At 49.4% G+C, this 12389-nt stretch carries 12 protein-coding genes, 1 tRNA gene and 1 pseudogene; 6 read left to right on the top strand and 8 right to left on the bottom strand.

Annotation, left to right across the window (positions count from 1 at the left end; translation table 11 throughout):
* Positions 1 to 7 precede the first annotated feature (7 nt).
* Positions 8 to 84 (top strand) — tRNA-Arg (locus tag GCD22_RS15695).
* A gap of 5 nt (positions 85 to 89) precedes the next feature.
* Here GCD22_RS15695 and GCD22_RS19040 read toward each other — a convergent pair.
* The 7 genes and pseudogenes from GCD22_RS19040 to GCD22_RS15665 all read right to left on the bottom strand — a co-directional run.
* Positions 90 to 179 (bottom strand): annotated as a pseudogene (locus GCD22_RS19040) (type II toxin-antitoxin system PemK/MazF family toxin); the annotation flags it as partial.
* On the bottom strand, positions 179 to 400 hold the full coding sequence (locus tag GCD22_RS15690) for an antitoxin MazE family protein (RefSeq protein WP_031570022.1): 222 nt from the start codon (positions 398 to 400) through the stop codon (positions 179 to 181). The pseudogene GCD22_RS19040 and the gene GCD22_RS15690, both read right to left, overlap by 1 nt.
* Before the next feature lie 556 nt (positions 401 to 956).
* Positions 957 to 1640, bottom strand: a complete 684-nt coding sequence (locus GCD22_RS15685; RefSeq protein WP_080707746.1) for a lysozyme inhibitor LprI family protein — start codon at positions 1638 to 1640, stop codon at positions 957 to 959.
* A 502-nt stretch (positions 1641 to 2142) separates the two neighbouring features.
* Positions 2143 to 2418: a hypothetical protein gene (locus tag GCD22_RS15680; protein WP_140391133.1), complete on the bottom strand. Its 276-nt coding sequence runs from the start codon at positions 2416 to 2418 to the stop codon at positions 2143 to 2145.
* A gap of 269 nt (positions 2419 to 2687) precedes the next feature.
* Positions 2688 to 3149 carry a DUF29 domain-containing protein gene (locus GCD22_RS15675; RefSeq protein WP_010637016.1) on the bottom strand — a complete coding sequence of 154 codons (462 nt, stop codon included), beginning with the start codon at positions 3147 to 3149 and terminating at the stop codon, positions 2688 to 2690.
* A 170-nt stretch (positions 3150 to 3319) separates the two neighbouring features.
* Complete coding sequence (locus GCD22_RS15670; protein WP_031570017.1) at positions 3320 to 4843, bottom strand: SulP family inorganic anion transporter; 1524 nt, start codon at positions 4841 to 4843, stop codon at positions 3320 to 3322.
* 307 nt (positions 4844 to 5150) lie between these two features.
* Positions 5151 to 5465 carry a DUF167 domain-containing protein gene (locus GCD22_RS15665; RefSeq protein ID WP_024892931.1) on the bottom strand — a complete coding sequence of 105 codons (315 nt, stop codon included), beginning with the start codon at positions 5463 to 5465 and terminating at the stop codon, positions 5151 to 5153.
* Positions 5466 to 5558: 93 nt separating this feature from the next.
* Here GCD22_RS15665 and GCD22_RS15660 point away from each other — a divergent pair, with 93 nt between their 5' ends.
* On the top strand, positions 5559 to 5750 hold the full coding sequence (locus GCD22_RS15660) for a type II toxin-antitoxin system ParD family antitoxin (RefSeq protein ID WP_010637020.1): 192 nt from the start codon (positions 5559 to 5561) through the stop codon (positions 5748 to 5750).
* 48 nt (positions 5751 to 5798) lie between these two features.
* A complete protein-coding gene (locus GCD22_RS15655; protein ID WP_031570015.1) occupies positions 5799 to 6587 on the top strand; it encodes a spermine/spermidine synthase domain-containing protein in 789 nt (262 codons plus the stop codon).
* A 38-nt stretch (positions 6588 to 6625) separates the two neighbouring features.
* Here the strand turns inward: GCD22_RS15655 and GCD22_RS15650 are convergent, their stop codons facing one another.
* Positions 6626 to 7552 carry a LysR family transcriptional regulator gene (locus tag GCD22_RS15650; RefSeq protein WP_031570013.1) on the bottom strand — a complete coding sequence of 309 codons (927 nt, stop codon included), beginning with the start codon at positions 7550 to 7552 and terminating at the stop codon, positions 6626 to 6628.
* A gap of 139 nt (positions 7553 to 7691) precedes the next feature.
* Between GCD22_RS15650 and GCD22_RS15645 the strand changes: the two genes are divergently transcribed.
* From GCD22_RS15645 to GCD22_RS15635, 3 genes are all read left to right on the top strand, one after another.
* Positions 7692 to 9071, top strand: a complete 1380-nt coding sequence (locus GCD22_RS15645; protein ID WP_010637025.1) for a ribulose-bisphosphate carboxylase — start codon at positions 7692 to 7694, stop codon at positions 9069 to 9071.
* Positions 9072 to 9190: 119 nt separating this feature from the next.
* Positions 9191 to 10003, top strand: coding sequence for a CbbQ/NirQ/NorQ/GpvN family protein (locus GCD22_RS15640; RefSeq protein WP_010637027.1), 813 nt, complete (start codon positions 9191 to 9193; stop codon positions 10001 to 10003).
* Positions 9987 to 12266, top strand: coding sequence for a nitric oxide reductase activation protein NorD (locus tag GCD22_RS15635; protein ID WP_031571237.1), 2280 nt, complete (start codon positions 9987 to 9989; stop codon positions 12264 to 12266). Before GCD22_RS15640 ends, GCD22_RS15635 begins: the two co-directional genes overlap by 17 nt.
* Positions 12267 to 12389 lie beyond the last annotated feature (123 nt).

Below are 12389 nucleotides of genomic sequence, written 5' to 3'. Positions count from 1 at the left end.
GCAGCACGCGCAGTTAGCTCAGCTGGATAGAGTGTCGGCCTCCGAAGCCGAAGGTCACTGGTTCGAATCCAGTACTGCGCACCATATTCATTCAACAGATTAGACTGCACAATGACGGCGGGACGGGGTTTCCCATAGTCACCGTGCAGGGACACTGTGACCAAGTCTCCCCGTTGCATTATACCCATCCATCCATCTGCGCAGCGGCTTCTTCGGTAAACTGTAAAATATCCGCTTCGGTTGGATCATTGTTGAGTTTCAGGCACTGATGGCGAACTTGTGCAACGAACTCAGGGGAGCGGGTGTCTGGCACCCAGAACTGAACAGGGCGTAAACCTGCAGCCTTCATTCTCTCGCGATGACGGGTAGTCTTGTCCGTTGAGGTGTGAAGAGATGACATGATACCTCCACTGGTTGCATGTATAGTGACATGTTACCTTGCGCGCAGGCGCCCGACAAAAGGCATTTGGGGTTAGCTTTCAGTCGCAAATGAAGCCATCGACTTTTGCGATGGAGAGTTCACTTTTTTCCGTCGTGATACGTCCTCCAATCGTTTGCCCTTGGTAACCTCACTAGTCCACCATAGGTCGCGTGTTTGTGGTACCACTCACCAGCAATGCCGGCCGCCAATATCCGGGAGAGTCGCTGGTCATACTGTCCGGTAAGCCTGGCTTCATAATTGAACAATGTTACTGCGTAACGTAGTTTTATCGTGATGAGTCGTCCAGGGTATTTGAGGCTTCACTTGGGCATTATTTGGGCAAAGCGCCTTTCGGCACACTGCCCGATGAACCTACTGTGTTTACTGGATATTTAGTGGTTCAGGCCAGCGGATTTTCAATCCGATGGTCCAGTGGAGTACACGTTACAGTAACAAAAAGCGGGACGTGTCCTGTCATTAAAAGGCGATGGTCGAATTTAATCTGCCATCGCGGAATTGAAAAGCGCGGATTAAATTAATTTAGAAGTGACTTTAAAAATTTGAGCCTGCTCTTTTCAATAGATAGATATTCACCATCTTGATTAAGCAACTGAGCGCTACCTCTAGCCTCCTGCCAGGCGGTAATGCTTACTGTTGAATCTCGGTACTTAATCCAATCTTGCTCAGATTGGATTAATTTTTCTTTAAATTGTGGAGGCATTTCTTTTATTAGTTTGTTATAAACAATGTTAAGCTGCTTGTCAACGGCAGAAGAGCTTTCTCCACTTTCACCATTAAGTTTTGATGTTTTTAATTGATAATTGGTATAATTTTTTTGATATAATGCAGAAAAACAATTTTGTGGAGATGGGTATTTATTTTTAACACAGTAATTTATAAATCTAGCACATGTTGGAGAATTTTCTACAAAAATAAAATTAGCCTTGTGGGAGTTTCCAAGCAAGAATTTAACGCGAGAAATGTCACCAGATTTACTTTTAACGGTTTGTATTGAGCCGCCTGCTGATTCTCCGTTATCCTGTGCCTTTTTAGTGAGATCAGATAAATATATTTGTGGACTAAGGCTGCTGTCAGAGCCTCCGAGTTCGCTTCCACTTACACAGGCATGCCCCATGACCATCCTCCAGTTGTTTGCTATGGCCGAGTTGCAAAACAGAAAACCAAGTGATGATAAAATAATTATCGCTAATTTATTCATTAGATATTCATTCCTTTATGTTAAAATGTGGGGATTTGTTTTTGTCATGATTAATAATTGTTCAAAATATCCCTAATTCTTACACCAAAATCCTGTAGTAACTTATTACTGTTTAAGCCATATCTGCTTGTAGGAAAAGGACATACGGTGACAAATGTATTTTCACATCTAGACCAATAAAGATCTCTGCCACCTATTTTTTCATTGATGACTTCAGCTTCTTCACCACGGAAAGCATTAAAAAAATCATCTTTATAACTCTTGCCAAAGCAAACTACTAATTTTGGTTTATGTTTTTTTAATGATTCTCTAAAAATCTAAATCTATTATTTCTGCACCATTCTACATATTCATGCTTTGTTGATAATCCTGTCAGTTCATTTATCCAAATCTTTCATCTTTCAGCAGATGTATTCTTAAATGGAAGTGGGAAAAGATTCATTTTAAAATACCCTTTCTGACCTTTAAAAAATGGTTTTATATCCGTTGAGAACTTTTTATACTAACTCACTTGTAATCCATTTATGGCAGCTAGAGATTTTGTTGCATTTACATTGTAACGATAATCTGTGTTTGCTTTTTCTGTGTCGTAACCGCCAAAAGGATCACAATCAGCTTGTCTTTCTAGTTCTTCTTTTAGCCAGTTATAGCTTATATAGTCTCCACCCCACTCAATGCCGCACACCCAAGTGCTTGGAGACGCAGGAGAGCCTATGTCTCCTCCATCACAACCTGAGTAGCCAGTTGTCCACTTCGCAAACTCTTCTTTAATATGCATAAACTTAACCTTTTGTGAAAGTAAGACGGAAAGATGGAGCTAACAGGCTTTCTGTCGTTCTTAGTTTCCAATCATGGTAGGCAGGCGGATGTCGAAGGATTCAGAAACTTCCAGAACATATATTTCTTCTTATGAGGATAGCGTTTCCACAAGACACAATGCATCATTCTGTCTTGTGGACAGCAAACTCTGAACGACAGATCGCTCGGTTTTACTCAGTTCTTCTGTCACTCAGGATGACCGATTATGGGACATTACGGCAACCGTACTTATTCTGGCCACCAGTTAGCCAGGATTTGCGTGTCGATATCCCAAGGGCACGACTCTGGAAAAGTGGAGATCGGTAGATCAGTTTCAAAAGCAGATTCGTCAGTAGCACTATCCCAAGCGTCCGGCAGCATTTCAGGAATCAGCCTCTTGAGACTTGGTGAATCCTTGAGGAGATACTTGAGATCAAGCCGTTGGTTTCTTATGGTGGTCGCCCAGCTCTTGCTCTGTTTTTGGGGCTGCCATTGCCATTTTATCAAGTGCATGAGCAATACGCGTAGATGGCTTCTGAGGGCGTTTTTTTCACTTCTGCCCATGCTCTCCAATTCCTCCAGAATGTTGTCCCAATCTAGGCTGTTTGCCTTTCGGGTACGCAAGGCCTGAGCCTGGTCTTCTATCCATGCCAGAAAGTCCTTTTCGTATAGATTGGTTATTGGCTGCTCAAACTGTCTTGCCGTAGTCATGAGGCACCCCCTTGTAAGACTATTCTGCGAGAATATGCGAACTAAGTGATTATGAAAAGTAAAATCCTTCTGTCATGTCAGCATTTCTTTACGGATCACCCGTCGCAACACGCGTTCCAGAGTCCTATCCTGCGCGGACATCTGTTCCCGTAAGGCGGCGTTAATGTCCGTTAGCTGATTTTATCATCGGCTACATGATAATGTGGATCTTCTGCCAGATTGAATACGCACAAATCCTTTGCTTTATCCAGCAACTCCAGACAGTCCTTGCAAAGATGTTTTATCATCAGGTGCTTGCCGCGCCGCTGGTAGCGTTCTGCCAGCGAGTCAATGGCCTGTATGGCGGAGTGATCCATTATTTTTGCCTTGGCAAAATCAATGATGACTTCTTCAGGATCATCCTTGGGACTGAACAGGCGCGAGAACTGGGCAACCGAGGCAAAAAATATTGTACCTTCTACGGCATAAACTTTACGGTCATGCTCATCATGATAGGTATGCACAGTAATTTGCTTGGCGTGCTGCCAGGCAAACACCAGGGCGGCAATAATGACACCAACAATGACGGCAAGCGTAATGTTGACCAGTACGGTCAGTGCCGCCACTAAAATGCCAACAAATGCATCTGTATGGGGTATTTTCCCGAAGAAGCGAAAACTGCTCCATTCAAAAGTTTTTTCCACAACCACAAACATGACCCCCACCAAAGCGGCAATAGGTACCTGTTCAATCCATTGTGAAGCAAAAAGAATAAAGGAAATCAGAAAAACGGCTGTAGTGATGCCTGACAGTCTCTTGATGGCTCCGTTATTGACGTTGATGATGCTTTCACCCAGCATGGCACAACCGCCCATCGCTCCAAAAAAACCACTGACCACATTGGAAACGCCCTGAGCCAGAGACTCCTTATTGGGCTTTCCCCGAGTGTCGGTCATTTCATCAATCAGGTTCAAAGTCAGCAAGGTTTCTACCAGTCCGTTTGCTGCCATGATCAGCGAGTAGGGAAAAATGATCTCCAGTGTATGCCAGTCTAACGGTACATTAGGTACGTGAAACGTCGGCAATCCACCCGCTAAATGCGCCACATCGCCTACCGTAGTAGTTGGGATATGGAAGATGATCACTACGAATGTAACCACCAAGGCGCCGGCAAGGGTCGCCGGAAAGGCTTTGGTCAAGCGAGGAAACAAATAAATCACCAGCATGGTCAAGGCCACCAGACCAATCATGGTGTAAAGCTGCGTACCCTGCATCCAGTGCTCAGCACCTGTGGCGGAGGGGACTTTGAAATGATCCAGCTGTGCCAGAAAAATCACAATGGCCAGACCATTAATGAATCCCAGATTGACCTGATGAGGAATCATTCTTGCGTACTTGCTCAGTTTGGCGAGGGCAAAAACAATTTGCAGCAGCCCCATAAGAACCACAGCAGCAAACAGATACTCAAAGCCATGGGTCACCACCAGCGCCACCATCACCACTGCCGTGGCACCACTGGCACCGGAGACCATGCCTGGCCGACCGCCCATAATGGAAGTAATCAATACGAGAATAAAGGCAGCATACAATCCGGTTAGCGGCGGAACATGGGCGACAAAAGCAAAGGCAATGGCTTCAGGAACTAATGCCAAAGCGACGACTATTCCACTCAGGATATTCGTTTTGTTTTCTTCAAATCGTGACATAGCACGCATAGATGTCTTCTCCAAGGCGAGAATGCGTATTCTGTATGTGGCAATCGGAGTTCAGCCCCGGTTACACCAGCAAGAAGCAGCAAAACTTAAAAAATAACTACACAGATGAGATTTATGGAAGCTTTTCCATAAGTTGAGTTACAGCTAGGGGGGAGAAAGCTTTACATCGGTAGAATGATTACCTGTTCAGTATTTAAGCAATTCAATACAATATTACATAATATCCTAATGGTTTCAAGGATGGGCAACCCGGATGATCATGGGATAGGCCATGATCGATGAGATAGGTTCAGAGCATATGCCATAATTATTCCAACAGGGAAGTCTGAATCTGAAAAACTGCGGGTAAACGTTTAGGGCAAGGTATTCTGAGCTGTTTGTTCACATTCATTCGCCCAAATACGACTTCGATGGAAGAAGGGGGGACATCAAACTCCCGGGCCAAAAAGCGCAGCATATGATCGGTGGCGCGACCATCCTGGGGTTTTGCGGTGACGCTGACTTTGAGTTGGTTACCCTTGGGTTTGCCAATGACATCGCGGGAGGCATTGGGTTTCCCCAAAATATTGACAACCAGAACATCGCCTTCCCACCAAAAAAATTTTTGTGCTGATTCGGACATCGGTTTCCTGTTTCCTCATCCGGGGTACGCAAAACGGTGAGTACATGGTAGGATTATATCCTACTCAATACCAGTAGGAAGAGGCCCCTGACCATGCGATCCACGCAGCAGATGAGTATTACCTTACCTCTGGAAATGGTTCGTTTCATCAAGGACAAGGTCGCTTCCGGTGAGTATGCCAGTGAAAGTGAAGTCATTCGCGATGGTTTACGTACGCTCCAGACCAGGGATCGCATTATTGAAGAATGGCTACGCTCGCAGATTCATGTTGCCAGCAAGCGCTAGAATCGAAAACATGCCTACTGATCAGCAAGCGCATCTCATCATCGCTCCATGAACTACCCTGTACCATCCCGATCTCCTTCGGACAAAGAAACAGAGGCTGGTCATCAGAACGAACCTATCGTCCAGGAAGATTATCGGCTGGTATCGCTAGGATTCGACTATTCGGCAACGCAAAGCATGATGCATAAGAGCGATCCGGATTGTCTCGTCCTCGGCTATACCCGAACCATGATGGGATTTTTGCTGTTTCATCCCAAACCCAAACATATCGCCATGATTGGTCTGGGAGGCGGGTCACTTGCCAAATATTGCCGGCGTCATCTTCCCGACGCGCAGTTTACGGCGGTGGAAATCAATCCGGAGGTGATTGCATTGCGTGACCGCTTTCACATTCCGCCGGATGGCCCCGGTTTTCAGGTGCTCTGCGCTGACGGTGCCGAATATGTCAGAGAAAATCCAAAAACCAATGATGTTCTTTTGCTAGACGGCTTCAATCGTAATGGCCAAGCCGAAGAATTATGTACTACCCGCTTCTATGACCATTGCTATGCCAACCTGCGCAATTACGGTGTACTGGTGGTCAATTTGCTCAATAGTGATGCGCGGATGGATGCCTATATCAGTCGTATTCAGACCAGCTTTGATGATCAGGTCATTGTTGTGGATGCGGAAAAATCCGGCAACAAGATTCTCTTTGCATACAAGGGGGATCAATTTCCACGACTAGCCAGGAAAATATCCGAAAGAGCGCGGAGGATGAGTGCATTGCATGATGTTTCCCTGAATAGTACGGCCCACAAACTGATCCAAAAATTGAGTCGGCTATACGTGTTGTGATGGCATCAGAGCAGCACGGCCAGCATCACCAGCCACAATCAGTTGATAATTTGTCCCTGCTCTTCGATGGTTCTGACATATTGATGCTGCAGTAGAAACTCTTTAAATGCCTGCGGTGCAGGGGCCAGATGCTTGCCTTTGCGGTGCACCAGATGCCAGGCTCTCTGCAAAGGAAACCCCTCCACAGAAAGTTCGCGCAGATAACCTGCTGCTATTTTTACCACGACACTGTGGCGCGCGAGAAAACCAATCCCCATACCAACAGTCACCGCCTGTTTGATGGATTCATTACTGTCCATGATCACCCCTTCCTTGATGTGCAATCCCTGTTCGGAAAAATAGCGCAATACGGTCTCCCGCGTTCCCGATCCAGGCTCCCGCAACACAAAGGGTTCCTTAACAATTTCAGCTTGCGGAATGTTTTTTTGCCAAGCCAGGGGATGATTGGACGAAGCAACCAGAATCAGATAATTACGATGAAAGGGCAGGGCAACCAGGTCCAGCGCCGGAGACGGCTCGCCCATGATGGCCATGTCTACGTCATTACGTTCGAGTCCTGCGAGGACGTCTTTGCGGTTGGCAATGTTTAAATGGATTTTGACCCGGGGATGTTTATTCAAAAATCGGGAAAGCAATTCCACGGCAAAAGCATTGGCGGTGGAGGTCACGGAAATGCGGAGGAGTCCGTCTTCTATATCCCGTAAATGCTCCAGAGAGCGTTTCAGGTTTTCCAGTTCTGTACCGATTAGTGCGCCGGAGCGGAGAACCTGTGCTCCGGCATCGGTCAGGTAGACTTTTTTGCCGACCTGTTCGGTCACGGGCAAACCAATTTCCTGTTCGAGTTTGCGTACCTGCAGATACACCGCTGATTGAGTGAGATGCAACTGGTTGGCGGCTTTCGTGTAGGATCCAGTCGCTTCTAACATGCCCAGAATCTCCAGTTGGCGCAGGGTCAGGTTTCTCATGAATGGATCTCCTTAAGTGCAGGGGCTGCGGCCTTAATAATATATTTTATCTATTATACGCATATGAATTAATCGTTTTTTATAATGATTTTTATAGTGTACTGTCTGTTGACTTCTCAATCAATTTAAGGAACGGAACATGGACCAGTCCTCACGTTATGCCGATCTCTCTTTGCGCGAAGAAGATCTGATCGCCGGTGGCAAGCACATACTGGTTGCCTACAAAATGAAACCCAAAGCAGGATATGGCTATCTTGCATCAGCCGCGCACTTTGCGGCGGAATCCTCAACCGGAACCAATGTGGAAGTATCGACTACAGATGATTTCACCAAGGGCGTGGATGCTCTGGTTTATCACATTGACGAAGCCACCGAGGATATGCGTATTGCCTATCCTATGGATCTGTTTGACCGCAATATTCTCGACGGGCGCATGATGATTGTGTCCTTTCTCACGCTGGCTATCGGTAATAACCAGGGCATGGGGGATATTGCGCATGCCAAAATGATCGATATCTTTTTCCCGCCCCGGGCGATACAACTCTTTGATGGTCCTGCCAGGGATATTTCTGATTTATGGCGGATTCTGGGTCGGCCCATCAAAGATGGCGGTTATATTGCCGGCACCATCATCAAGCCGAAACTCGGCCTGCGGCCGGAACCCTTTGCGGAAGCCGCTTATCAGTTCTGGTTGGGCGGTGATTTCATCAAGAACGATGAGCCTCAGGGAAATCAGGTGTTTTCTCCCTTGAAAAAAACCATTCCGCTGGTTGCCGATGCGATGAAGCGTGCCATGGACAAGACCGGGCAGCCCAAGCTTTTTTCCGCCAATATCACGGCCGATGATCATTATGAAATGTGTGCCCGTGCTGACTATATTCTCGGTATTTTTGGTCCGGACGCTGACAAAGTGGCCTTCCTCGTGGACGGTTTTGTCGGTGGTCCCGGCATGATCACGACGGCACGCCGCCAATATCCCGGCCAATATCTCCATTATCACCGGGCCGGACATGGCATGATCACCTCACCCTCAGCCCTGCGCGGATACACTGCTTTCGTGCTGGCTAAAATTTCCCGTCTGCAGGGGGCATCCGGCATCCACGTCGGTACCATGGGTTACGGCAAAATGGAAGGCGAAAATGACGATCGCAACATCGCTTACATGATTGAACGCGATGAGTGTCAGGGTCCGGTGTACTACCAGAAGTGGTATGGCATGAAACCCACTACACCGATCATTTCTGGTGGCATGAACGCACTGCGCCTGCCCGGATTTTTCGAGAATCTGGGCCACGGCAACGTGATCAATACTGCCGGCGGTGGCTCCTACGGTCACATCGACAGCCCGGCGGCCGGAGCCATCTCCCTGCGCCAGGCCTATGAATGCTGGAAAGCCAAGGCGGATCCCATTGAATGGGCCAAGGAGCACAAGGAGTTTGCGGGTGCTTTTGCGTCCTTCCCGCAAGATGCGGATCAACTTTACCCGGGTTGGCGGGATAAAATCGGTGCGCATCGATAAGGTATTGTTGTAGCGGTGAGTCATCACCCAATGCCGTAGGCCGAAATCTCGCCGTTTGCAGATTTCGGCCTGTTTTCTTTTTGCGTGATTCCAGCTACCGCTGGAATGGAGATCTGCACATGAATCCTGGTAATCCGGTATACGATTACATGGTCAACAAGGAACCTTATTATCATCCGCAAGGGGATGAGATTGCCCTGTTTACCGCTGCCTATGCCCGGCGTTTGCCGGTCATGATCAAAGGCCCCACGGGCTGCGGCAAATCCCGATTCGTCGAATACATGGCCTGGAAACTGGGCAAGCCCCTGATCACGGTGGCTTGCAATGAAGATATGACCGCTGCAGATCTGGTGGGCCGCTGGCTCCTGGATGCAGAGGGTACCCGCTGGCAGGATGGTCCGCTCACGGTGGCGGCTCGCTATGGTGCCATCTGCTATCTGGATGAAATTGTCGAAGCCCGACAGGATAGTACCGTGGTCATCCACCCCCTGACTGACCATCGTCGCCAGCTCCCGCTGGACAAAAAAGGGGAACTGATTCAGGCGCACGCCGATTTCCAGCTGGTGATTTCCTACAATCCGGGATATCAGTCCTTGATGAAGGACCTCAAACAGTCCACCAAGCAGCGTTTCGCCGCTTTTCGCTTTGATTATCCGGAAACAAAGGTGGAAACAGAAATCCTGGTCCGTGAAGTGGGTATTCCTGAACAGACTGCGGAACAACTGGTTGCCCTGGCCAAAAGCTCTCGCAATTTGAAAGGACATGGCATGGATGAAGGGATATCGACACGCTTGCTGGTTTATGCGGCATCGCTCATTGCCGATGGGGTGCCCGCAACACGCGCCTGCCGGATGGCGCTGATGGACCCGATTACGGATGACGAGGACATCCGCAGCACGCTGGAGCATGCCATTGATGCCACCTTCAACTGACGCAGAAACCGGGTCAGCGATTCCGCCCGACGAGGACTACTGGCGGCGTCATCTGGACTGTGCTTTTAGTTCAGTACAGGCGGTTTTTGCGGACTGCCTCACGGTTGCCGCTGCGCAGTGGCAGGAGCAGGAATTGTTCGCTTATGTAGATGCTGCCCGCTTTTTGTGCAAATTGGGGCGGGGTGCCGAGCCAGTGATGGCCTTTCTGGAAGGCTGGCCGGAAGTGGCCGCTGCTGTCGGTCACGACTGTATTGATCCGGTTTTGCAGTGGGTGGCGAAAATTCAGCGTTCGCCCAATGGCGATGTTATCGGATTGTTTTTCCAGGCGCTTCCCGCCGTTACCCGGGCTTTGCCCAACCGGACGCTGCTTCGCGACTATCTCGATTTGTTGACGGATATTGCCGAGCGCAGCAGCACCTCCATCCATGGCCGCCACGCCATTCTCCCCAGCCGCGCTTTGCCTGAATTCATTCGCCTGGCGGCCGAACTCCTGCAAAAAGTGAATCTGGAGGGACTGCAGACCTGGGCAGAATACGGGTTGCGCTATTATGCCAGTAACCCCGAACGTCAGACGGATTATTTTGCCCTGCAAAGTGCAGACAGTCGGGCCATTTTTCAGGAGCAGCGCGATGGGACCCTGCTGCGCAGCCACGAGCGTGAGATGGACCTGTATTTGCGGGCCCTCTGGGATGAACCCGCCATGCTGGTCCCGTATTCGGAAGCTTTTGATCATCTGCGTCGGCCCCAGCCTTACCTGGATTCCCTGGGTATGCATCTGCCGGACCTGTACCATGATCGGGAGGGTATATCGGGCCTGGATCAATACCGTCTGGCCCTCGCCCATCTTGCCGCTCATCGCCGCTACAGTCAGGCGCTCCTTGCCGATAACTGGAGTCCCTTTCAGCGCTTGTACATCGAATATTTTGAAGATGCGCGCGTGGACACCCTGATTTTGCGGCGTTTCCCCGGGCTTCGGACGCTTATGCTGCAATTGCATCCCCATCCCGAGGAAGATGCCTGCGATTCCGGGCAGGAATCCTGCATACGTCATCGTTTGACCCTGTTTTCCCGAGCCGTTCTTGATCCTGAGCATGGTTACCAGAACCCCGTCCTCCGGCAATTTGTGCAGCGCTTTTACGAGCAAATGCTCAACGGACCGGGCAGCACCCACAGCATTGCGGAACTCGCCCTGGAATATCTCATTCAGACACGCCTGCCGAGTGACAGTTTTGCCAAGATTTATTTTACCGATACGGAAGTGTCCTACCGGGATGACAACCGCCACCTCTGGCAGTTCATTGATGGCGATCAGGAAAGCGAGGAAGAAAGCAGCCGGGCCGAAGCGGTATCGGAAAACGAATTGACGCTGGTCCGGCACTATCCCGAGTGGGATTACCGATCGCAACATTACCTACCGGATTGGGTCAGTCTCTACGAGCATCTGCATCCCCAAGGTTCTGCCAGCGATATCCTGCAGATATTGCAGAAACACGCTGCTTTGGCCAAGCGTCTTGAACGGTTGCTGGATATGCTGAAACCGCAGGATCGCGAACGCCTGCGCCGTCAGGAAGAGGGGTCCGATCTGGATTTGGACTGGGCGCTGCGTTCCTGGGTAGATTATCGCTGTCGACAAAATGTCGATCCGCGCATCAACGAAAGTTTCCGCCACGCACGAAGGAATCTTTCGGTGAGTCTGCTGCTGGATCTTTCCGAATCGCTGAATGATCCGGTTGAGGGTGCAGGCTCAGGACCTACCATCCTTTCCCTGGCCCAGGAAGCCGTTACACTGCTAGCCTGGGCGATTGACCGCCTGGGTGACCCCTTTGCCATTTCCGGCTTTTATTCCAACACCCGTCATGAGTTGCGCTACTGGCATATCAAGGGATTTTCTGAACCTTGGCAGGATGCAGTCTACGCACGGCTCGCAGCGCTCCGTGCCGCCTATTCTACGCGCATGGGTGCGGCCTTGCGTCACGCCGGACACTATCTGTCCGGTCAATCTGCCGACAAGCGCCTGCTTCTGATCCTGACCGATGGGCAACCGGCCGACATCGATGTGGATGATCCGGATTATTTGCTGGCAGATACCCGTCGCGCCGTTCTGGAGCTGGAGGAGAAGGGCATTTTTTGCCATTGCATCAGCCTTGATCCACATGCAGACGAATACGTACGAAAAATTTTTGGTAATCGATTCAGCATTATTGATCGGATTGAATCGTTGCCGGAAAGATTGCCGGAGATTTTTTTAAGCCTGACCCATTGAATGGCTTCATCCTAACGGCAGTTGCCGTGGGTGCTTTGCAGCGACTTTTGTTCCGGGCCGTTGTTGTTCTTGGCGAAATCCTGCGCCCTTCAGGAGAGCTGTCTGAGCCCGAAGGGCGAGTTC

The organism is Acidithiobacillus thiooxidans ATCC 19377, from assembly GCF_009662475.1.
GTDB lineage: Bacteria > Pseudomonadota > Gammaproteobacteria > Acidithiobacillales > Acidithiobacillaceae > Acidithiobacillus > Acidithiobacillus thiooxidans.
The sequence above is the reverse complement of the archived record's forward strand: the minus strand, read 5'-3'. Positions and strand labels throughout refer to the sequence as shown.